General features: G+C 39.1%; 22 protein-coding genes and 1 pseudogene. 5 read left to right on the forward strand and 18 right to left on the reverse strand.

What is annotated here, in order from left to right; all coding sequences use genetic code 11:
• A partial coding sequence (locus O9334_RS14500) for a type IIL restriction-modification enzyme MmeI (protein ID WP_353737867.1) occupies positions 1-400 on the reverse strand: 400 nt, incomplete at its 3' end.
• Positions 401-610: 210 nt separating this feature from the next.
• On the opposite strand from O9334_RS14500, the gene O9334_RS14505 reads away from it, so the two are divergent.
• Positions 611-1,078, forward strand: a complete 468-nt coding sequence (locus tag O9334_RS14505) for a DUF29 domain-containing protein (RefSeq protein WP_024969273.1) — start codon at positions 611-613, stop codon at positions 1,076-1,078.
• 170 nt (positions 1,079-1,248) lie between these two features.
• Here the strand turns inward: O9334_RS14505 and O9334_RS14510 are convergent, their stop codons facing one another.
• The 6 genes from O9334_RS14510 to era form a co-directional block, all read right to left on the reverse strand.
• Positions 1,249-1,524 carry a MoaD/ThiS family protein gene (locus tag O9334_RS14510; RefSeq protein WP_002750865.1) on the reverse strand — a complete coding sequence of 92 codons (276 nt, stop codon included), beginning with the start codon at positions 1,522-1,524 and terminating at the stop codon, positions 1,249-1,251.
• A gap of 106 nt (positions 1,525-1,630) precedes the next feature.
• Complete coding sequence (gene thrC, locus O9334_RS14515) at positions 1,631-2,935, reverse strand: threonine synthase (RefSeq protein ID WP_002750866.1); 1,305 nt, start codon at positions 2,933-2,935, stop codon at positions 1,631-1,633.
• 370 nt (positions 2,936-3,305) lie between these two features.
• Positions 3,306-3,440 (reverse strand): hypothetical protein, encoded by a 135-nt coding sequence (locus O9334_RS14520; RefSeq protein WP_288000765.1) that lies wholly within the window; start codon positions 3,438-3,440, stop codon positions 3,306-3,308.
• 8 nt (positions 3,441-3,448) lie between these two features.
• Positions 3,449-3,994 carry a 16S rRNA (guanine(966)-N(2))-methyltransferase RsmD gene (gene rsmD / locus O9334_RS14525; protein ID WP_288000766.1) on the reverse strand — a complete coding sequence of 182 codons (546 nt, stop codon included), beginning with the start codon at positions 3,992-3,994 and terminating at the stop codon, positions 3,449-3,451.
• A 3-nt stretch (positions 3,995-3,997) separates the two neighbouring features.
• Entirely contained in the window at positions 3,998-4,675 is a 678-nt protein-coding gene (locus tag O9334_RS14530; RefSeq protein ID WP_288000767.1) for a uracil-DNA glycosylase family protein, read from the reverse strand.
• Positions 4,676-4,867: 192 nt separating this feature from the next.
• Positions 4,868-5,824, reverse strand: a complete 957-nt coding sequence (gene era / locus O9334_RS14535; RefSeq protein ID WP_288000769.1) for a GTPase Era — start codon at positions 5,822-5,824, stop codon at positions 4,868-4,870.
• A gap of 35 nt (positions 5,825-5,859) precedes the next feature.
• Here era and O9334_RS14540 point away from each other — a divergent pair, with 35 nt between their 5' ends.
• The 3 genes from O9334_RS14540 to O9334_RS14550 all read left to right on the forward strand — a co-directional run bounded on the left by O9334_RS14540 (position 5,860) and on the right by O9334_RS14550 (position 8,997).
• Positions 5,860-6,627 (forward strand): DUF6816 family protein, encoded by a 768-nt coding sequence (locus O9334_RS14540; protein WP_288000772.1) that lies wholly within the window; start codon positions 5,860-5,862, stop codon positions 6,625-6,627.
• Positions 6,628-7,101: 474 nt separating this feature from the next.
• A complete protein-coding gene (locus O9334_RS14545) occupies positions 7,102-8,382 on the forward strand; it encodes an HhoA/HhoB/HtrA family serine endopeptidase (RefSeq protein WP_288000774.1) in 1,281 nt (426 codons plus the stop codon).
• A gap of 468 nt (positions 8,383-8,850) precedes the next feature.
• Entirely contained in the window at positions 8,851-8,997 is a 147-nt protein-coding gene (locus O9334_RS14550; protein ID WP_242029990.1) for a hypothetical protein, read from the forward strand.
• Positions 8,998-9,019: 22 nt separating this feature from the next.
• Here O9334_RS14550 and O9334_RS14555 read toward each other — a convergent pair whose 3' ends face one another.
• The 11 genes from O9334_RS14555 to O9334_RS14605 all read right to left on the reverse strand — a co-directional run bounded on the left by O9334_RS14555 (position 9,020) and on the right by O9334_RS14605 (position 21,928).
• Positions 9,020-10,000, reverse strand: coding sequence for an NAD-dependent epimerase/dehydratase family protein (locus tag O9334_RS14555; RefSeq protein WP_288000779.1), 981 nt, complete (start codon positions 9,998-10,000; stop codon positions 9,020-9,022).
• A 40-nt stretch (positions 10,001-10,040) separates the two neighbouring features.
• Positions 10,041-11,267, reverse strand: coding sequence for a glycosyltransferase family 4 protein (locus O9334_RS14560; RefSeq protein ID WP_288000781.1), 1,227 nt, complete (start codon positions 11,265-11,267; stop codon positions 10,041-10,043).
• A 149-nt stretch (positions 11,268-11,416) separates the two neighbouring features.
• Positions 11,417-12,130: a glycosyltransferase family 2 protein gene (locus O9334_RS14565; RefSeq protein ID WP_288000784.1), complete on the reverse strand. Its 714-nt coding sequence runs from the start codon at positions 12,128-12,130 to the stop codon at positions 11,417-11,419.
• A gap of 28 nt (positions 12,131-12,158) precedes the next feature.
• Positions 12,159-13,157 (reverse strand): glycosyltransferase family 2 protein, encoded by a 999-nt coding sequence (locus O9334_RS14570; RefSeq protein WP_288000787.1) that lies wholly within the window; start codon positions 13,155-13,157, stop codon positions 12,159-12,161.
• Positions 13,158-13,268: 111 nt separating this feature from the next.
• Entirely contained in the window at positions 13,269-14,018 is a 750-nt protein-coding gene (locus O9334_RS14575) for a hypothetical protein (protein ID WP_288000789.1), read from the reverse strand.
• Between the two features lie 1,270 nt (positions 14,019-15,288).
• Positions 15,289-16,005, reverse strand: a complete 717-nt coding sequence (locus O9334_RS14580; RefSeq protein WP_288000792.1) for a Uma2 family endonuclease — start codon at positions 16,003-16,005, stop codon at positions 15,289-15,291.
• A gap of 115 nt (positions 16,006-16,120) precedes the next feature.
• On the reverse strand, positions 16,121-16,561 hold the full coding sequence (locus tag O9334_RS14585; protein WP_288000794.1) for a PIN domain-containing protein: 441 nt from the start codon (positions 16,559-16,561) through the stop codon (positions 16,121-16,123).
• Positions 16,558-16,851 (reverse strand): hypothetical protein, encoded by a 294-nt coding sequence (locus O9334_RS14590; protein WP_024970508.1) that lies wholly within the window; start codon positions 16,849-16,851, stop codon positions 16,558-16,560. Before O9334_RS14590 ends, O9334_RS14585 begins: the two co-directional genes overlap by 4 nt.
• A 160-nt stretch (positions 16,852-17,011) precedes the next feature.
• A complete protein-coding gene (locus tag O9334_RS14595) occupies positions 17,012-18,271 on the reverse strand; it encodes a glycosyltransferase family 4 protein (RefSeq protein WP_288000796.1) in 1,260 nt (419 codons plus the stop codon).
• 299 nt (positions 18,272-18,570) lie between these two features.
• Entirely contained in the window at positions 18,571-20,949 is a 2,379-nt protein-coding gene (locus O9334_RS14600) for a polysaccharide pyruvyl transferase family protein (RefSeq protein WP_288000798.1), read from the reverse strand.
• 49 nt (positions 20,950-20,998) lie between these two features.
• Complete coding sequence (locus tag O9334_RS14605) at positions 20,999-21,928, reverse strand: class I SAM-dependent methyltransferase (protein WP_288000801.1); 930 nt, start codon at positions 21,926-21,928, stop codon at positions 20,999-21,001.
• A 251-nt stretch (positions 21,929-22,179) separates the two neighbouring features.
• Here O9334_RS14605 and O9334_RS14610 point away from each other — a divergent pair.
• Positions 22,180-23,207 (forward strand): annotated as a pseudogene (locus tag O9334_RS14610) (ISKra4 family transposase); the annotation flags it as partial.

The following is a 23,207-nucleotide window of genomic DNA, read 5'->3' on the forward strand; positions in this document are numbered from 1 at the left end:
CAACAAAATTGCTTAATTCAAATTCCCATTGATTGCCCGAATCTAAATCATATAATTTAAACCGTTGAAAATCCGAGACTAAAATATAACGCGGTAACTCATGTTCCTTTAAATTGGGAAAATAATCCTTAGCCTGTTGTGGGGCTTTTTCTAAATCTTTACCCTTCGATTTATGCTCAACTAAAATCGTTCCTTTCCAGAGTAAATCAATGAAACCCTGCTTATTATCGGCTTTTTTTATCGGTTGCTCAAAACTAGCTACCCTACGCCGTGAAATGCCAAAGACATGAAAAAACTCATTCCAAAAAGACTGAGATTCTGCTTTTTCTGAAGTCTCTCCTTCCCACTCTTTTTGAAAAGTAATCGCCCGATTTTTTATTTCATTCCAACTTAAAGGCATAGTTTTAACTCCTTATCTTTCGCCGGTTTGCTCAAAGATAGTAGAAAATGGTGTAGGGAGCCAGATGCAGTCAGCAAGGGATACAGATAGTTTCCATTTTAGGTGATTTTTTGGTAAACTACAAGGGAAGCTAGAAATTAGTAACGCCTTGAGAATTGTAGCCGCTTAGTTACCAATCTAGTTATTGACTCGAACGAACAACTTATCGCTATGTCCAAGACTCTCTACGAACAAGATTTTCAAGTATGGCTCGCAACAACAATTAGCCACCTACAGAAGCGGGAATTTGCCGCACTGGATACTGATAACTTAATTGAGGAGTTAACCGAGTTGGGAAAATCGGAAAAAAGAACTTTAGAAAGTAATTTGATGATTCTTTTAGCTCACTTGCTCAAATTAAAAGTACAGCACGACGCACCGCCATCAATGAAGGATAGCTGGTATTGTTCTATTATTGAGCATCGCCAGCGAATTGAGAAAAACTTACGCAATACGCCTTCCCTGAAATCCTATCTAGAAACTGCTATTCGAGAAGCTTATCCAGATGCTCGTCAAGTGGCAATTAAGGAAGGGAAACTTGCTCAATTTGGTGTTCGGATTCCCCCAGAAAATGATTATCCTCAAATTTGTCCTTTCTTGCCAGAGCAAATCTTAGATGAGAACTTCTATGGCAATTGACCAAATGTGTCTCAGCTTATAATAATATGAACAACCACAAAGGCACAAAGGACACAAAGATTAGGTTTTTCTGGCAACCCTAACTAAAACTTACCTGAATAAAAGCCCCCAGAAAACATCACTTTCTAGGGGTTTAATTACAATTGACGGAAAACAAACTTATGGGGAGGTTAACCTCCAGCTACCGCCGGAACGATACTGACTTCATCGCCATCTTTTAAGGGGGTTTTTGTCCCATCGAGGAAGCGAATATCTTCACTGTTGACGTAGAAATTTAAAAAGCGCCGGGGTGCGCCCTCTTCATCGCATAAGCGGGCCTTAATACCGGGGAAACTTGCTTCTAAGGATTCGATTAAACCACCGACACTACTAGCACTACACTCGATGGTAGCCTTATTTTCTGTAAATTTTTGCAGGGGAGTAGGAATGAGAACTTTTACAGCCATAGATATCAAGGAAAAAGTGGAAAGGACGGTAAGCTGCACGCGAATTTAAATTGCTTGTGGAGATGAGGCAAGGGGATAATCGCCCCATCATCCCCGAACATCAATTCTAGACGAGAACCTGTTGCCATTCGAGGCGTTCGAGGGTGCGGGAACGTTCCAGGGCCCGTTCAAAGCTTTCTAATTTCGGTTCGATTAACAGGGGTTCACCGATATAACCCTGTACCGCTTCTTGGGTTTTTAGACCATTACCGGTGATATAAACGACCGTGGTTTCTTCGGGGTCGATTTTACCCGCTTCTACTAATTTTTTCAAGACAGCGATGGTTGTACCGCCCGCGGTTTCCGTGAAAATGCCTTCCGTTTCTGCCAAAAGTTTAATACCTTCGATAATTTCGGCATCGGTGACGGATTCAATATTACCGCCAGTTTTACGCGCAATATCAAGGGCATAAACACCATCGGCGGGATTACCAATAGCGATCGATTTGGCGATAGTATTGGGTTTAACTGGGGCGACAAAATCCCGTCCTTCCTTGAAAGCTTGGGCAATGGGGGAACAACCCTCCGCTTGAGCGCCACTAAAACGCACTGCTTTATCTGCCACCAAACCGACTTTGACGAATTCTTGGAAGCCTTTATAAATCTTGGTAAACAGGGAACCACTGGCTAAAGGTGCGACAATATGGTCGGGGAGTTTCCAGCCTAATTGTTCAGCCACTTCAAAGCCTAAAGTTTTGGAACCTTCGGAATAGTAGGGACGCAGATTGATGTTGACAAAACCCCAACCGTAGGTATTGCCCACTTCTGAACAGAGACGGTTAACTTGATCGTAATTGCCTTTAACTGCCATTACCGTGGGATTATAGATTAGGGTGCCGAGAATTTTACCCGCTTCTAAGTCGGAGGGAATGAAAACACAACAGTCTAAACCGGCGTGAGCGGCAATAGCGGCGGTGGAATTGGCGAGATTTCCCGTACTAGCACAGGAAACGGTAGTAAAACCTAATTCTTTGGCCCGGGTAAGGGCGACGGATACCACTCTATCTTTGAAGCTGAGAGTGGGCATATTGACGGCATCATTTTTAATGTAGAGATTTTTTAGACCCAAGCGCCGGGCTAAACGGTGGGATTTAACTAGGGGAGTCATACCCGTACCCACATCGATGGGATTTTCACTTTCCACTGGCAAAAAGGAACGATAGCGCCAGATGGAATTGGGACCCGCTTGAATGCTTTCTCTGGTAACGGTGCGACGGATGAGGTCGTAATCGTAGTCCACTTCTAGGGGGGCAAAGGTTTCTTCGCAGATATTCAGCGCTTTCAGGGGGTAAGAAGTCCCTCCTTCCTTAGAAACCAAGCGGGTAAAGGTGGGGATGAATTTTGAGGTTTTGATGTTTGTCGCTAGGGTCATGATTTTCCTGTCTTGCCGTCAACTGAATCTACACACATCCTATCACCGGCAAAATCTTGGTGTCAAATATACCCGACTATTTTTGTCGGGTATAAATTTATACAAAAACTAGGGGATAATCTGGGGAGAAGCAAGGGTTAAGGGGAGATGGTTGCGCTGCCGTGTCAGGAAACTTTGGGGGAGTTTCTGGTCAAAAAAAGGACTAGGAGAAGGAATTTAGGTTTTTAAGGGAGCTATAGCCTATTTACTGCTAATTTTATCGAAATAAACCCTAATTTTTTTTTAAATAGCCTAAAAAGGGGGGCGATTAACTGCGGTTGCCAGAAAGTTTCTCGGTTTGCTCAGGATGATTGTCAAGAAAAGTGACAAATTATGTGATTTTGTTGAGAAATAATAATTTTTTCTGGACTGCCAAATAAAGTTGACTATTTTCGGCGGTCGGCAGGAGATTATTTTTATTTATTCTCCCCACACCCCACACCCCACACCCTACACCCTCTTTCAAGTCAGTGGTCAGGAGACATCTGCTTTTTGATAAAAAGTTAAGGTAGTATTGCCGTAGCGTTTTTGACGACAAATGGTTAAACCTTCTAGATTAATTGCTGGCCAAGATTTGGGATTATGTTCCACGGCAATTTCCCCCAGAGAATCTAATAAATTATATTGAGAGATGGCAGTTAGTACCGGTAAATATAACCCGCTTTCGTAGGGAGGGTCAAAATAAATTAAATCAAAACTTTTCCCCGCTAAAGTGGCTAACTTTGTCAGTACATCCCCCCGAATTACTTGGAATTGCCGGGGAGAAGTTGCTAAATTGCGCCAATTTTCCTTGATAATTTCGCCAGCGCGTCCTGATTGTTCAATTCCGATTACTAGACTCGCACCTCGACATAAAGCTTCCGCACCCATGGAACCATTACCCGCACAAAGATCCAACCAACGACAGCCGGATAATTTCTGTTGCCAGATATTAAATAAAGCTTCTCGGACCCTTGCTGTCGTCGGACGGGTTAATTGTCCTGCTAGGGTTTTTATGGGACGATTGCCGTAAATTCTCATTAGTTAAAAGGCAAATTCAGTTAATCTTTTTTGTAATAAATCAGGAAAAAGAGCATAGTATCTTTGATTGAGAGGAGAGGGATGGGGGAGAGGTAATAAAGTCACTTTCTTTTGCTGTTTTAATCCATCTTCATCGGTAGCGGTAAGGGTAACTAGCAGTTTTTTGGTAAAGCGTTCTTTATCAAGATAGAATTTATCTACTTCTTTGGGTTTACCGTAGGGTTCAAACCATTTAAAAGCTTCCGTGCCAAGGGTAATGATATGATCACCTTGCCAATAAAAAACGAGCAGTTTTTCTATAAATGGACGAAAACGATCTTTCACTTCCCCAGAATAAGCTTTATTACCCGGAGGTTTGTAGGGAACTGTATTAGTTAAGAAAATTTGATCGCACACCGATAATAGCTCTTGACGATCATGGGATTTTCTACCCTGCCAAGCTTGAAAAAATCCCTCTCTTACCATTCTACCGGCAGCCCCGATCAAAGGTTGTCCGGCGTACACTTCATCTCGTCCTAAATCCCGGCCAAAAAAGCATAACTGACTAGCAAGATTACCAGCATACAAAACCGGTTCAAAGGGGTCTTTTTTTGCCTCTTGGTAAATTAGGGTATCGATGGGAAAATCCTCTTTTTTTGCCTCTTGGTGTACCTGTTTAATTAGGTTTGTAATATCGGCCATTTCAGTTATCAGTTATCAGTTATCAGTTATCAGATGTGAGTTTTCAGTTATCAGATGTGAGTTTTCAGTTCAGTGATTACTGTTTACTGATCACTGAAAAAAGCTTCTCCCCACACCCTACACCCTACACCCTACACCCTACACCCCACACCCTACACCCCACACCCCACACCCCACACCCCACACCCCAATTCACTCCTCGGTGCGATAGCCAAATTCTGCTAAAAGTGAGCGAGATTGTCGCCATTTCGGTTCTACCTTCACAAATAATTTTAAATATACCTCCCCAGCGATTAACTTTTGAATAGCCGAGCGAGCGGAAGTCCCGATCGCTTTTAACATACTGCCATTTTTACCGATGACGATCCCTTTTTGGGAATCTCGTTCCACATTGATGGCGGCAAAAACCTTGGTTAAAGCGGGAGTTTCCTCGACACGTTCAATCACCACCGCCACAGAATGGGGAATTTCCTGACGGGTTTGCAGTAAAATCTGTTCGCGGATTAATTCGCCCATAATAAACCTTTCCGGCTGATCGGTGACTAAATCGGGGGGATAGTAGTAGGGACCGACTTCGAGGGAATCAATTAACAGATTTTGCAATTCTGCGATTCCCGTCCCCTCCAGTGCCGAAAATTTGAGCAGAGGCCAGTTATTTTCCGCCGCTAAGGTGCGATAACTATCGTCGATAGGCTCCCGGTCTTCCGGTTGCTGATCGGCTTTATTTAGCCCTAAAATCGTGGGAGTTTGGTTTTTAGTCAGTAAATCGGCAATATAGCGATCGCCACTGCCCAAAAAATTGCTACTATCGACAACAAATAAAACTAAATCTACGGAATTTATGGCGTTTTCAGCATTTTTAACTAAAACTTTGCCTAATTCGTGATGGGGCTTGTGAATGCCGGGGGTATCGACAAAAATCATCTGGGATATCTCGCTGGTGACAATGCCGCGTAAACGGTTGCGGGTAGTTTGAGCGATGGGGGAAGTAATGGCGATTTTTTGTCCCACTAATTGATTCATCAGGGTGGACTTGCCCACATTAGGACGACCAATAATGCCAATAAAACCCGATTTAAAACCGGTCGGTGCGATGGGAATTACTGCCGAATCGAGATTAACGGCTTGGGAGTTGATAAAATCGTTCATAATTAAAGAATATTACTTAAAAAATATTTTTACCCATGCAAAGGATAATTTTGTTCTTGTTAGTATTGACTCTGGGCTGTAGTAACCATTTAGAATTATCTATAGCGGGAAATTTAAGCGATCGCTTAACTAATTATCCTCGCTGGATGACTAAACCAGTGGTTAGTTTTGCCAGTGGAGATTTAGTTTATCCCGATTGGATGGTGGGCAGTTGGACTGTCACCAGTACCCTAATCGATTTAACCGCTCCTCTTTCTCCCCAGATTATCACACCAGGTTTTGAAAGTAATCGTCGTTACCTAGAAAAATCGATCGAGTTTCCAGTGAGATTCATCGAGAAAGCTATTTCCAGACCGATAAATGCTGCCTTTTTATCTACCATTATCAGTAAACCATCAATTGTGGCCGATCGATCCTTTAATGGTTTAGCAATTAGTCGCGCCTATTTAGGTAATCAATCGGTATTATCGGTAAAAACTGACCCCAATAATCCCAATCGTCAGATTACCTTTTTACGGGGCGCTCATCAACTAATTTCCACGGTAATTGCCAGAAATAGCGAAACTCCTAGCCGAAATCAATTTATTGCCACGGAAATTAGTCAACAAATTTTCCGGGGAGAAACCAATACTTATCTTAATGAGGTGGAAACCACCACCGCCTATCAGTTATTATCTCCTAATAAAATTCTAGGCGATCAGGTGACAGCCATTTATCTTTCCCCCCAATCGCCGGATTATTTCCAAGCGCCGAATCGTCCTGTAGCTTTGTATCGTTATCGCCTAGAATTGCTGAAAGATTAATATCACCACTGGTTAAACCCTGCTGAAACTGGCGCAGTCTTTCCCCATCCTGTTAAAAAAGTATAGGGGGAGCTTTTCAGTGATCAGTAAACAGTAAACAGTAAACAGTAATCAGTAATCAGTAATCAGTGGGGAGCGCAGGAGAAGGGGAAGTGGGAATTATGAATTATGAATTATGAATTATGAATTGGGGAGCAGGGAGAGGGGGAGAAGAAATAAAAGCTGACTCCTGACGACCGACTCCGTTCGGCTGAGCTCACGGCCGAAGCCTGACTCCTGAATACTGAATACTGAATACTGATAGGACAATGAGCTTGCAATCAAAAGTTCATGTCTGCGTCACAGTAAGTTCATATCCCCCGCCTAGATTAGAGATAGTCAGTCCTCAGCCGTTTTCCGAAACACTCCTCTCACACCCACGATTATTAGGACTGACTTTTATTCCCTTCTCAGAATGGTTAAACAATAAAAACTATGACTCACAATATTTTTAACGATAATATTTCCCCGAGCAACGAAGGCAATCCCAAACGATCCAAATCTTCTGCAATGAAAAAACTTTTTGCCTATTCCTCTTTACTGGTTTTGGGCGCCGGGTTAGGTATCGGTGCCACCTACGCCTACAGTCAAAATCCTCTAGAATTAGCCCAAAATATTGCCCCCGCTGCCACTAATCCTCGCCCCTCCACACCAGCGGCAGCGGCTCCCTCGTCTCTTGTTATTCCCACCAATTTTGTCGCTTCTGTGGTGCAAGAAGTGGGGCCGGCGGTGGTAAGAATTAATGCTTCTAGGGAAGTCAATGGAGGCGGTGATTTTTCTGAATTTGCTAACGATCCTGTTTTCCGTCGCTTCTTTGGTTCTCAAATACCAGAGGGAGGAGAAAAACAAGTTCAAAGAGGTACAGGTTCGGGGTTTATTATCAGTAATGACGGTAAAATTATCACCAATGCTCACGTTGTCGAGGGAGCGGATAAGGTGACTGTCACCCTCAAAGATGGTCGCACTATCGATGGTAAAGTCTTAGGTAGTGATCCTTTAACTGATGTGGCAGTGGTACAGGTGGAAACGAGCAATTTACCCACGGTTAAATTAGGTAATTCTGATAGTTTACAGGTGGGAGAATGGGCGATCGCTATCGGTAATCCTTTGGGATTAGATAACACTGTAACCACGGGAATTATTAGTGCCAAGGAACGCAATGGCTCCCAAATTGGTGCTAGTGATAAACGGGTGGATTTCCTGCAAACTGATGCGGCAATTAACCCCGGAAATTCCGGCGGACCTTTGTTAAATGATCGGGGAGAAGTCATCGGAGTTAACACTGCTATCATTCAAAATGCCCAGGGTTTAGGTTTTGCTATTCCGATTAAAACTGCCCAAAGAATCGCCGAACAATTAATCGCCACGGGTAAGGTGGAACATCCCTATCTCGGTGTTCAAATGGTACAGTTAACTTCGGAGGTAAAAGAACAATTAGCCGATAGTCCTATGGCCGATAATTGGACTATTCCCGATGATTCTGGTGTCTTGTTAGTGCGGGTGATGAGAGGTTCTCCTGCCGCAGCAGCGGGATTGCGATCAGGTGATGTGTTAAAGTCTGTAGGTGGTAAGAATGTCACCGATCCCGATGCGGTTCAGGAAATTGTTGCTAATACTCAAATCGGCGATAATTTGCCCGTAGAAATTAGCCGGGAAGGACAAAAAATTAATCTGAATATTCAAGTGGGTAGCTTGAATACTGCTAACAGATCCTAGTCTGGAAGATAAGTGGTAGAAGACCTAAACTTTATAGAGAGCTTGTTAGTAAGCTCTCTATATTTCTGGTTTTACTTTTGGCTCTTGAATCTAATAGTTATACTAAATCTGGTTATTAAAGACTGATTATTTATTCCCCCTTTTGCCTATTGCCTATTGCCTATTGCCTCTCCTGATATGTAGCCTATACTCAACGGATTTAGTATTATAGCAGTTATCTTAATGGTGAGTTACTAAGTTTTACTTTTGGGGAGACAGGAGAAGATGCCTTGTCAGTTTATACTTCATCTTGAAGAGAAACGCTTTAAAAGTGATTCCAAGAATTCACGAATTTACAACAAATCTAGAATATGATGTTTATTTAGAGAGTGTTTTAATTGAAATTGCTGTAGAAAGACAATAAAGATATCAAGAGATAGCATAGTGCAGAATTATCGCTCATTGCCTGATAATTAGATTAGGGATAGTATGATCAATATTGGCAAAAAGGAAGGATTAGAGGGAATTAAAGGGAAAATTTTAAGGGATAGCGGCGCTATGCAGACAATAGCGACTAAAGTAGGGTTTTCTCTTCATAAAACTGCCGATTTTGTCAAAGCGGAACTTGAATTGTGAAGTCTTTTTGACAAGCTGATCACTAATTTTCTGGCCGAATTGTTCGAGCTAATCCTTGCTCTAAAGTAAAGGGAGGTTGCCAATTTAGGGTTTTTTGAATATGGCTAGAGTCAACGGCAAGAGAACCAAGCAAGCGATCAATATTATAGGTGTTAAAAGGGAGATTTTTCCCTGTTATGGATTCTAGGCTATCACCCAGATAACCTAAGAATCTAAGTAAGGTAGTGGGGACGGGTAGCAATTGACAGGGGTGTTGAATTTGTTGAGCAATGAGTCGAATTAATTGGGGAGTAGAAACAGCTTGGTTATCGCTAATTAAAAAAATCTGATTAGCGGCATTAGGATGATCTAAACAGGTAATAATGGCAGCAACTAAGTTACCCACAAAGACAAAACTACGGCGATTTTTGATCGCACCAAAAGGTAAGGGTAATCCCCGTTTAATTAGTTTCATCAAGCGCTCCATATTGCCCGGATTACCTGGCCCATAAACTAAAGTAGGACGAAGGATCGTCCAAGTCATGTTAGTATCTTTGGCAAGGTTAATTAAAGCTTGTTCCGCTTGTAGTTTACTACGACCATAGGGACTATCGGGGTGACAGGGAGAGTTTTCTGTGAGTATCCTATCGCTTTGAGTTGTCATCGCACCGATAGAACTGATAAAAATAAAGTGTTTAACTCCTGCTTGAATTGATTGTTCAACTAAGTTAGCTGTACCTTGAGTATTAACCTTAATAAATTCCGCTTCTGGATTGGGAATAGTTTCGTTGATAATATGAGCGCGGGCTGCTAGATGAATAACTATATCAATTCCTTGCAGTGCCTCTTGCCAATTAGTTTTTTCATCGATATTGCCAACTTTGATAGTTTTAATTGGGATAGATAAGGACTGATATAAATTCTTTCGTACTGCCGCGGTAATCTGCAATTTCTGCTGAGATAAAATTGGCAAAAGATAGCTGCCGATAAAACCTGTTGCTCCAGTAATAAGAAGTTTTTGCATAAAAAATCAATACAGTTAACATGGTTTGTTTTAATCTTTATTAAGTTGTTTGAGCAAAAATATCTCGGAAAAGTTGTTTATATTTCTGATCAGTAAGATCAAAATTATATTTAGTTTTAGATATTACAGCAGCTCTGTCGCCCATTTGTTTACATATATCAGGATGAGATGCCGCAAATTCAATAGTTTCCACTAATTTATCAAGATTTCCCGGTGCAACTACCCAGCCAATATTTTCTTCTTGAACAACCTGAGCTAGTTCAGACGAATCATCGGTGATTGCAATAATCGGTTTACCAGCAGCCATCTGATTATACATCCTGCTAGGAACAGACACACCCCCCATGCCCGGAATAAAGGATATTAAAGCTATATCACAAGCATTCAAAAATATAATTTGTTCGGATCGAAGTCTAGGTGGCAAAATAGAAATATTTTTTAAATCTTTGCCTGAAATATACTCAACAAGCCAACTTTGTTTACTACCAAATCCCAAAACAATAAAATGAATACTCGAATTCAATTTTAGCTTTTCTGCCGCCAGAGCCAAATACTCAATTCCATGAGTTATCCCAATATTACCAGCGTAAAGAACGATAAATTTGTGACTAAAATTCAATTCCTTAATCATGGGATTATCATGTTTTTCGGTAGCAACTATTTCCTCATCTGCCCAATTAGTAATTAAATAAATTTTATTGGTTTCTTTGGAAGATAACTTGCTTTCTATTAATTTATTCATATCTCTACCAAGAGATATGATCTTTATTGCGTTTTTGTATATTACTTTATTGGCAACGTTTAATATTTTAACCAATGCAGAAGATGGGGACAAAAACTGAGTAGCTATTAAAACTTCTGGATAAACATCATGAACTAGCAAAACATAACGGCAATTCTTTAACCATTTGATTAGTAAAGCAACAAGGGGTAAAAGTGGAGGATTAGTAACTACTAATAAGCAATCTTCTTGCTGGCACAAAATCAAGCATTTCAAAAAAATTGCTATAGTCCGAGTCAGGATATTTAATATTCTGCCCCAAAAATAATCCTTATTAAAAGTTGTTCCTACACAGCGAATAACATCGACATTGTTAATGGTTTCCTGTGGAGGCGATTTCTCTGCTAAAAAGAAGTTTGTTGCTGGACCAGTTATGACCTTAACTTTATATTCTTTCGCTAGTCCTTCAGCAGTTTTCGTCAGTAAGTATCCCGTGGAGGTTTGTTCAGGAAAGTATAGTTCTGTCAGTATGATGATTCTGCTCATAGTAGAGTTTAAGACCCCTTTTATCTATTAGGTTTATATTTTAACAATTTTATCCCCACGAAACTGAGGGTGAGTAACGACAATTTGTAGCAACCATAAAAGAGCGATGTGGTTTGACCATTTTTCAGTTTAGATTGTAAACTTGCTATCTAGAACTTATTTTTTTTGAGCAATAAAAATAGTAAATTTTTGAATAATGCGTATCTCCATTTGATTATCTGTAAAATTGATGACCGATGTTCACAAGTAACATTGTTACTATGTCTTCGATATTGAACTAAAGGTTGCTTAAGATAAAAGGTTTTACCGTAAATTTCATTGACCAATCCTATCCACATATCGTGCATTGGTATATCTTTTGGAAAAGGTAGAAAATAATTCAGCATTTCTCTCCTAAAAGCTAAGGCACATCCACGAAATCTCGGTTTGATTAAATTAGGAACCATTCCAGCAGTAAATTCGCTTATTAACTGTGAATCGTCAATTAAATTATCATCTTCATCAATCACCTGTAAATTACTAATAACCAATGTTACTTCTTTTTGTTGAGTGAATATGTTGACAAATTCTGAGATTTTATCAGGACACCAAATATCATCTTGATCACAGAGGAAAATTATATCTCCTTCAGCATTGGTTATTGATTTTTCAAAGTTTTTAATTGCTCCTAAGTTTCCAGTATTTTCCCATAGTTTTATACGAGAATCAGTAAATTTCTGAATCAAGTTAACTGTTTGATCGGATGAACAATCATCAACTATTACCAGTTCATCATTATATGATAGCTGGGGAAGAATAGATTGTATTTGCTTCTCTATAAATCTAGAGCCATTGTAGGTAGCCATGCAAACTGAAATTTTCATAATTAATTTCCCTCAATCAAATAACAGTCTAATGGTTGACATTTTCATGATTAACCTCAAAAACGCCATCTAAAATTTGAATAAAAACTAGACTGCTCTTATTATATCCGCCTTGAAATAGTAGGTTGATGATTAGATACTTAATCATTTTTATTCTACTGAGGGAAATTTTTCGAGTTTTCAGATAACTGCTAAACTCAGGAAAACAATGGAGCTTTTCTCCTGAATAGCTCAAGAAAAACTGAAGAATTTTAAAATCAGCATTTATTCTAAAAAGTAACCTGTTTTTCAGTCTAAGCAATAGTAAATAAAGGGATGAAATTTTATAAAGCTCTTGGTAGTATTGCCTATATTTTATCCCTTCTTCTAGCGCAGTAACTCTAGAACTCGAGTTACCCGCTAGTAAATTGTTTTGATGAATTGTTTGTCCAGCTAGGACTTCCTCAATTTTAACAAGTTTAAACCCTGCTAGAGCGGCTCTAGTAAAAAATTCATTATCAGCAACTAACGTATAATCTAAGTTAAAGTTACCAATTTTTTCAAATACATTTCTTCTGATAAAAACTGTAGGCTGTGGTAGGTTATAATCAGACAAGAGATCGTATTTGCTAAATTTCAGCCAAGGTAGCAACTCTAAATTTGCTGACGGATAGTATAGGTTAACCCAGTCTCCGTAAACGATGTCAGCATCAGTGCTGTTAAAGACATCAACAACAGTTTCTACGGTGTAGGGGAAATAAAAATCATCCGTATTAAGATAGGCAATTATGTCACCCTTAGCCAAGCTAAGACCTTTATTAACAGCATCATAAATACCTGCATCTTTTTCCGATAACCATCTAAGATTATATTTTGTTTCTTCATTCCTCAGTATCTCAACAGTATTGTCCTTTGAAGCAGCATCTACCACTATATGTTCCAAATTTGTATATGATTGTTTCTTGATAGAATTTATACACTGGAAAATAATCCAAGCTCTGTTATAACTAGGAGTGATGACACTAACTAAACTAATAGGATTAAACATAGTTTTCTACTTTATTTTTAGTTCCTTGACTGTGGTTTATTGATATTTAGGAACAGATGATATATTTTTTTCTTCGAGATAATGTAGATGAAAGTTTAAAACATTGAATAGCTACCATTCAGCATAAGTTTTTCTCTTTTTTTCATTTAAACATAACGAAAAACAGTAGGATATAAAGAAAAATACTGAAGATATTAAGGTTCGATATATAAAAGTCTCAGAATCTACAAAAAAGCTCAGAGAGTTCTTTGCAATGCTATAAATCCAAATATCCTTTATTGATAAGTTATTAGACTTCATGTATCTTATTTTTAATAAGAAAAATGTTGTTAAAGTAATATATATCGGAGCTAATAAGGGACTGAAAAACATAAGTGATTGGAGATAGATCATGAAATTTGGTCCTTGAGAAAAATTTAATTTTCTTCCCGTTGCTAATTCCATTAATTTCCATCCTAAGCTCTGATTTTTTTCATCATTATCACCAATACGGTTTAAGAAAACTCCGAAGTTATATTTGATAAAACCCCAAGTATCAATGAACTGATCACCATCCAATTTCACAAAGTAATCTAGGCCATCAGCATTTGCAAAAATTCTGTTTAATGTCACCGACCATCCATCATTCAAGTTAATATCCCCAGTTTTGCTCATATATAGTGCTGTTACTAATACTAGAGAAAGTATTGTCATAGGAGCGGCAACTAATAAAATCCTATTAAACAATCTGTTAGTATTCTTTTGATTTATATATCTCCGGAAATAGAAACCAAAAAACCCCAAAGAAAGAAGCATACTCATTGTTGCACTCCTACTTCCTGTGACAGTATTAATTATTAAATTATGTACTAATAAAGACATGACTAATATTCTTAAGATCATTCTTTTTTCAAAAAAACAAACATAGAATGAAATATACTCATACACTGGATATAATACGATTATTGCAATAGTTTCGTATAAAGGTTTTGCTCTGTTCACGAGTTCAAATTTATAGATGGCCGAAGCAAATATTCCGTTATTCAATAAGTAATTCCACTTATTAATGTAATCTGAAAAGAACAAAATTAAAAAAGCATTAATTAGTAAAAAGTAGTGAAAGTAATTAGGTTGTTTAGCTAATAATAATATTGAATTTTCTCTTATCCTTTGTTTAGAAAAAATAAATATATTGAATGTATAATATAAAGAAACTAGACAGAAGAAAAATGTCCACATATTGTCACTGTGTTCCAATAATAACTCGAAGCAAACAGCATTCATTGAAGAAATCCATACAAGATGATGTAAAAGAGGATCAAAAACACTATAAATCTTTCTTCTAAAAATATTTATATTGATAAAAAGACCAATAATAAATACTAAATACAATCTCCACAATACATAGTTATTAATATCAAAATAGTTCATATTGTAACTTTAAAATTTGAATTATATCGAGAGTTTTTGTCACCTGAAAACCTGTATCAGGTGGTTTAGCCTAGAGGGTTCATTGGTTCATTTTGATAGTCCTTTAGACAGTATAGCACAGCAGGATGAATAATGGGGGGATCATCACAGATTTCTCAAAATACCAAAGTCTTAAGCCAAAAGCCTTATAGGAGCATCTAGCTGAATACAGCAATAAAATTAAACTGAAAAAACATCCGCTTTAGTCTGATTGAGAAATTAACCTACAATAATTTACTTATCTTGTCATTTCGGTAAGCTGCCCGCACATTTAAATTGCTTGTTGAGATGAAGAACTCTTGCACTCTTGCAACGGTAAAAGGATTGGGGGAGATTCAGTTAATCTAAGGATAGACGGTTAAAATGCGTCTTAGCTTAGTTGCTCCAGAGGGGAGTGGATAGATTCATAATTACTACCTCCTTCATACTTGAGAGAATACTGCCGCGGCAGCCTGTTGTCCATAATAAGTAATGCAATTAGACAAGATATTTAAGCCTCCATCTAAGATGTAGCTGGGTTACATCTTACTTAATGATCAACTTCTTGTAAAGAAAATTTTTAATCAGCTAATACTAGAAAGCGAACAAGAGTTTTCTAAGGTTATTGGTCGTTTATGCTTGATGCTCCTATCCTATTAGCTTTCTGGAGAGTTATTGTACTTTAGCTGGTCAATATCTAGATTTATTCTGGCAAATCTCCAAAACGCTCTCGATAGCGTTGGAGCAATGCTTCTAAATCCTCAGCCCGCATTCTTTCCTGTTCAGCCCGCATTCTTTCCTGTTCAGTTAGCTCTGACTCCGTGGGCAGTAAATCGCCGGCAAAAGTCGCCCAACGCAGCCAAACTGCCTCGACTCCCTTATACTCTCCTTGCCAGCGTACTAAAGCCAACCCTAGCCTTTGACTGAAAAATCTTTCTCCCGTCTCTAGAGATAATGGCTCGTAGTTGCCGTCTCTAAGGATAAAACCCGCCCAGTCTTCAGGATTGAAGGGATCGTACCAGAAATATTCTGGCACTCGCAAGCGGTCTTGATAGATGGCTTTCTTTTCAGTTTTATCCTGTTGAGCGGTACTTTCAGAAAGGAGTTCGATCACCACATCGGGAGCTTTCCCCTCTTCCCAAACCACCCAACTTTTTCTTTCCGCTTTGGGAACTCCCAGGACAGCAAAGAAATCGGGGCCGCGAAATTCCTCGCTTTTTAACTGTGCGGCACTGAAATAAACGAACATATTGCCCCCCACATAGCCATCTTCCCTGGCAGCTAACCAGGGGAACAAGGCATCAATGAGGATATCCATCTGGAGTTTATGTCGTTGGGTTTCCATGGGAACGCCGTCATCCCAGGGCAATTCATCTTGGGTAGGCAGTGAAAGTCGAGAAGGGGCAATAGTTGAAGTCATCGGAGTCACGCTGGTGATTAGACTTAAGGAGCTTTTTCCCTAGCATTGGGGAGAATATCTAGGGGCTAGAATTGAGATGGGGGCAAAATATCATGGTAATTATAGCCTAAATGTATTACTGCTCATTCTTCTCTTCTGAATGGAAATATAAGTGGACTCTATCTGATGTCCAAGTTGGAACCCCTGTTCCAAAGAAATCTTGATCTTCCGTCCAGATCGGGCAATTAAAAAGAAGTGCGGTTGCTAAAATCGGCCAGTCATCAATATCTCTTTGTTTTATGCGTTTTATGGCCTCTGATTGATATTGGCTATAGAGCGAAGCTGGCACAACCTCTACAATGCTCGACACGCGGCCGAATCCTTCTCTGACAAGTGCCAGATCAAGTCCTTTGGAAGCGGCTATTTTGGGAATGTATTCTTCTGCATCATCAAGACAGACATCGGGAGTTAGAAAACAAGCGTTGTCGCCGATGGATTGCATCAACCTCCCCACCTTCACCCCGAATACACTTCTTAGGATGATATTAGCGTCGAGAACGATGAATTTGAGTCTCACTTGTCCAAATCCTTTCTCTGATTGGCTCTATCCGCTTCACACATCTGACGAAACTCACGAACAATATCGTCCTCGGAAATTCCCTTTTGACTTAACAGGTACTCAAATTGAGCGGCCACCGCTTGTAAGGCAGCGATATCTGCGCTTTTACTCCCCTGTTTAACGGGGAAATAGAACCCAACAGTATGACCGTGACGTAGTACCTCAACGGGAGTCTCACCGTATAGGTATTTAGGGAGTTCGCTCCGAAATTCTCGCACCCCAATTTTCTCAATGTCATGCTTATCCATAGTCTCTCTCGTTGTGTTCACACTGTGAACACAGTGTAGCACTATTTAAGAAGGGATATATACAAATAAATTTGCTCATGTTTTACCATGAACACTAGGGAAAATTTTTACTCGCTAGAATTTCAGACGGGGGCAAAATATTATGGTAATTATAGCCTAACTATCCATTGCTCTTGCTCAAGATCTCAATGTATAACTCTAAATATTTTTGTGCCTGTAACTCCAAAGTAAATTGCTGCTCCACTTTTTGCCTTGCCCGAATGCACAATTGGTTATACCTTTCTGTATCTTCTAATACCCAATTAATTCCGCTTGCCAAGTCTTCCACCTCGAAGGGGTAAGCCAGATAACCATTCTCTTGATGTTCGATCATATCAGGCATTCCACCAATTTTAAAGGCCACAGAGGGAGTGGCACAAGCGAGAGCTTCCATGACTGTATTGGGAAGATTATCCTCAATTGAGGGAGCGACAAAAATATCGGCCGCGGCATAGACTAAAGCTAGGGAAATATCATCATTTAATCTGCCTAAATAATGGGTTTTTAAGCCAAAATCAGGCAGATTAACTGGTTCAGAGGCACCGAAGACCACTAACTCTAATTTATGATGCCATATTTCCCACTGGCTGAGTTTTTTTATGGCAGGCAGCAGCAGATGAAATCCTTTCCTGCGATCACTTGTTGCCGTCATAGCCCCAAAGAGAATAAGCTGTTTATCTTGGGGTAATCCTAAGAGATGGCGAGCAGTGTTTTTCTCGATTGGTTTATACTTTTGAATATCTAAGCCATTGGCAATTACTTCTATCCGTAAATCCTGAAATAGAGAACTATTTCTAGCACAATCTGCTAACCATTGACTGGGGGTAACAATAGTCAGATTGAGATTTTTCCAAGCTTTAGCTTTTCGCCACCAAACCCAACGAGAAATATCCCCATCTTGCCGACTGTTTAATTGAGGACAATGACCACAGGATTGAGTATATTTATTGCATTCTCCACTGTAATGACAACCACCCGTGAAAGGCCACATATCATGAGCCGTCCAAACAAGAGGTTGCTTAAATTTGGCTAGGGTTTCAATTTGTAAAAACCCGGCATTAATCCAGTGTAAGTTAATAATATCTGGACTAATTTGGGCTACTCTAGAAACAAGGCGATCGGGAAGCCATTGGATAGAATAAGGTGTTCTCTCTCTTTGAGAATATAATGACAAGGGCAAGTGATCAACCCCAGGTATTAGTTTCGTCCATCCCTTCATTAATTTATTTGCTGGCGGTAAAACACTATAGTCATCACTCGTTTTATCATTAACTATAACAGTTGATGCTACATCAATTTGATGTAACCCTTTATGCAGACGAAGAGCAGCTATAAAAGCCCCTCCTTGACTATCAGAATTACTTAGTAAACATACTTTCATGACTCAAAAAAAATTTGATCAGTTTGCAATATTCTTCCACAGTTGGCGTCCACACCGAAAGCTAGGTCTATATGGTGATATTTCAATAATGTCCCCATCAGAGCTACTTGTGAAGTATTAAGACTGTATCTCTTGAGTTCAAAACCTAGTTTTCCGAATAGTTTTTTGATGTTTTTTTTCATGATTCAAATTTGGTCACAAAATTACTTTTTAAAGTCACATCTACCCAATCACCTAAATAAGTTTAGTTTTAATTTACTCATGGTCATTGAACATTTAATAACTCAGCAGGAGACAATTTATTGTTTCATCCGTTTTACACATAGATTTATAGAATCCATAAATTTCAAACTTGACTCATCAAAGTTTGACGAGGGTATTGATTTATCAGAATTTATTGTATCATTGAATTGACTGACTATAAACTCCGCATTAATTAAATCCAAACTCCGATAAGGAACCTGATATTTTTCCGCTAATGATTTGACTTTCCCTTTACCTAAAGTATAATCGACCGCAACAGAAGGGACTCCAGTAGCTAGGGCGAACACTAGAGAATGAAATCTCATTGTCAAAGCCATAGAAGCTGATTGAAAAGCCTTCAAACAACTTAAAGGGGCCTGCTCGGCTCCACTATAACTTAAATCCAATCTATCCTTTATTTCCTGATTATTTCTCAACAATCTTCGATAAAACCATCGGTCATCATTGCCAAGGTGATTTGTACACATGGGAAAGGGAATAATCGATAAGTCAGCATACTGATCAATTAATTGATTAAGAGCGACAATTATCTCGAATTCAAAATTATTTTTTATCTTTTCTGCTTCCAGGACAGTTAGATAAGGCGCATATTCTTGATAAGGCCAATCTCTTAATCCTAAGAATAGCACTGGAGATTTTTGAGGATTTTCTATCGGTTTTAGAGAGGACAAAGAACTTTTAACCCAAGTGAGAGCAGGATCTTCAGCAACCAAATCTTCTGAAGTACAGATACCTAAAGATTCAGCCAAAGTTCGAGACTTTTCATCTCTATAAATTCGATAGGAAGATAGGTGCAGAAGATTTTTAATTGCTTGATTACAATCAAAATCGCCTAAAGGACCAACTCCACAACCAGCAATTACAGTTGGGACTTTAGCTTCTACTGCTCTTTGAAATATAGCAATCATTTCCGCAAGGTTGGGAATAGCCATTAAAGGTCCACCACCAAAAACGACTAAATCCATCGTACCAGCAACTTTAATAGCATCAGTAATGGAATGTAAATAACATCCCTCTAATTCTGGCATTTGCCGAATCGTCATTTCGGAAATATATAATTCCAAAGAGGCAAGATGAAGTTCCAAGTTTCCTAAAGCAGATTGGAGAGAATTCACCACTCCACCCAAAATTCCTTTATCTCCCAAAGTCTCTGTGCCATACCAACCACAGATAAGTACCCGATATTGTTCTGAATTGTGACTAGAAAAACCTTGAGCAGGTTGAGATTTATTAATTGTAGCTAAATCTACACCATAACCAATCATTCTTTTTTGAAAGCTAATCTTCTTTCTGATTTCTTTAACTGGTTTAATAAGTAGTGATTTTTTCAGTTCTTGGGGATTTATGCCCAATTTCAATAATCCCTTATTAAGATAATTATTCAGTAAAGTAGGAGTGGGGGGAAGACCGACATAATCGTGAACACAGGTATCACATTTGGTTTTAACAATTTCTGCTAAATGATCTTGATTGGCAAAGTATAAATGCTCGGAATTTTCAGAAATAGATGAACCTAATGTTTTACTTTCAACGGCACAGTACAAAAGTTCTCCTCTAGCTGAGAGAGTAACACCCCTATGTTGCCAATCACACCCAGCAGCACGAGGTTTTCCGTACATTATTTGACCAATTAAAGATTTATAAAAAAACTTCTGCTGTTCCGATGTTTCATAAAACCTGATAATATTTTCCAGAAAAACACTTAGATGATATTTTTCTGCAAAGGTCAGGTCAAATGGTTCGGAGACATCTTGAGAATATAAACGCTGATGAGGAAGTCCCAGTCTATACTTAATGTAAATATCTTTACTCAAAGCAAATTCTAATAGATCATGCACTCCATAAACATTTTCTTTAATAATTGTACAACCCAATCTCCGACTAGAAACCAGATCGCAATTTTGGATAAAATCAATCACTTTAAGGGCATTTTCAAAATTTCCTTTTCTCCCCCTAACTCGATCATGTACTTCTCCAACCCCGTCCAGAGATACCATTACATCTAAATGACCAGAGTGTGATTTAATTACCTGTCCAATTTCACCAATTCGCTCAATTACTTGGCTACTATTCAAAGAGTTGGTAATAAGAGCTATATTCGATAGTTTAGGTAAATTGCCAAAGAGGACATCAACAATCTCTGCTAAATCCTTACGAAGTGTTGGCTCTCCGCCATTAATTCCTACACCTCTTACTTCAGAGAAAAGTGGATTACTGACTGCTATGGCAAGTTCTTGCGGACTGATTTGATAGTCAAATTTCTGCTGCCAGATATTGCACATTTGACACCTGGCATTACAAATATCGTTAACTGGAAATTGAATTACTCTTGGCTTTTGAGGATGCCATGGTTTAGGTTGGGTTGTGGCGTAAAGGTCTTGCAGTGTATTATGAACGGATGCCAGAAATTTCATGATATAAATGTCTATTTTGTAAATTTTGTTTTTGGCTTATTGGCTGAGTTTATCTTATTTTTTTTGTGGCATAAATACATAAACCAGAGGACATTTGTAGGCGATTCAGCATCTTTCTGAAAGGAAAAACTATCAAACAAACTAACTCTAATAAAAAAGACATAATTTTGAAATTAGTTAGTTTTTTTAGAAGTAAATAAATAGTAGTGTTAGGAATATTTGGCCAGTACACTGCATCTCCTAAGCAGTAGTGTATAGTTTTCATAGGTTCAAAGGAGTGGTTGATTAACAGTTGAGATAAATTATCAGCACGAAAACCAAAGAGATGACGGGGAGGATCGACAGCTAAGGGGCGATTTAGAAATAAATTAATCAGAGATGATCTCTCATATTTTTTTCTATATAGTGACTGATAAAATATCATTGTTTTGGGATGTACTAATATTTCTACTCCAGCATTATTATCAGTTTCGATTGTTAATACTCCGTCCTCTGACAGTAGGGAATAAACAACATCTAGTAGATTGTCGGGATTTTTGAAATGTTCAATGTTATGTCTAAGAAATATCCAATCATAGGTTTTATGGGACGATATTTCAGAAAACTCTTGAATACTTGCTTGGTAAACTTCGGGTAACCCTTGATGTTTGTTGGCAAATTCAATTGATACAGGATCAATATCGACTAAAATGGCCTTCAAGCCTTTGGTTAAAGCTGCCTTCGCATAATAGCCGAGACCACCTCCTAAGTCTAAAAAGTCTTGACGAGGCCACTTTTTAAGCCTTTTTAATTCCTCTATATATCCATCTAAGGATGTATGAGCCCATTTTTGCTTTTGTAAATTAAATTCCAGAGACTCTGTTCTGTATAAACCATTATAATATTCTTGAATAGCCTGTTCCGAGGGCATGGGACTGACAAAAGTTAATTGACAATGAGGACAACGCATGATATCCCCATGGCCGTTTTTAGATTTCATTACCAGTCTGGGATTGATTTCTCGATTGCAAACAACGCAAAAATCATGTTTTTGTCTTAGCATTAATTAATTCCTCAAAATAGTTTTGAAAATATAGATTGCATTTTAAACCACTTAATATCATCCACCCTATCTAGACGAGGGCTATCGGGGGAGCATCCCAGATATGTAATGAGTATAAATGCTGATGGCTAGGAAGAGGGAGATAGAGGATAATTAGCCCTAAACTAACCATACCAGATGTAGGCATCATGAATGCTCAAGAAGAACTGCAATTACAAGAACATCTGCAAGCTATCGGCAAAATCCTTGTCAGAAATACTCCTCAAGAACAGTTGAAAGACTTTGAAGCTATTGAATTGGCCGTTAGAGAACATCTGCTTACTACAGTCTGGCCGGCCATCAGCAGTATTTTTTGGCCGAAGCTACGGGAACAACGGCAGGTAGAACCCGAAAAATCAACAGTATCTTGGGAAAAGTAGAAATAACGGAACGGCAGTCCGAAAAACTAGCCCTAGAGAAAAATAGTCGCCTCAGCCCCTTTCTAGAGAAATGCTGTCTGCGGCTAGTGGCCAACGAATCCTTTGAGAATGCTCCCAAAAGCTCTAGAAATGATGACAGGGATAAAAGTATCGGGAAGTAGTCAACACAGATTGGTACAAAGATACGAACTGGCTCCCGTCGAGGTGAAAGGGGCAGTGACCGCTTTAAGCATTGATGGGGGGAAAGTCAGGTTGAGAACCCCCAAGGGATTGGCCAGTGAGTGGAAAGACTATAAAGCAGTAAGCTTACACGGAACTGTCTGTGCCGCCTTTTTTCAAGAAAATCAGCCGCTAATAGATTGGGTAAATGCCCAGCCCTTAGCCCCCATAGTCACAAGTCTTGGGGATGATGGTCATGACGGGAGCTGGAATCTCATGGCTCAGATAGGGGAAAGCTATCAAAGAAGAGAAGTTCTCGACTGGTTTCACTTGAACGAAAACTTACATAAGGTGGGAGGTTCTAATCAAGTCCTCAAGCGGGTGGAAAATCACTTGTGGGCAGGAGAAATCGATTTAGGCTATTAGGAATTGAAAGATTGGAAAGGCACAGGGGGGGTCAACTTTCGGGCTTATGTGAACAAGCTCCGCTCCCGAATACCTGATTACGGTTTGGATCAGGAATTGGGAATCTGTATCGGCTCAGGCAGTGTCGAGTCAACGATTAAGCAGATTAGCTCTCGGATGAAAATTGTAGGAGCGCAGTGGAAAGCGGAAAATGTGCCACAATATTTAAAGCT

Origin of the sequence: Microcystis sp. LE19-8.1F (assembly GCF_027531715.1) — a bacterium.
Taxonomy (GTDB): domain Bacteria; phylum Cyanobacteriota; class Cyanobacteriia; order Cyanobacteriales; family Microcystaceae; genus Microcystis; species Microcystis wesenbergii_A.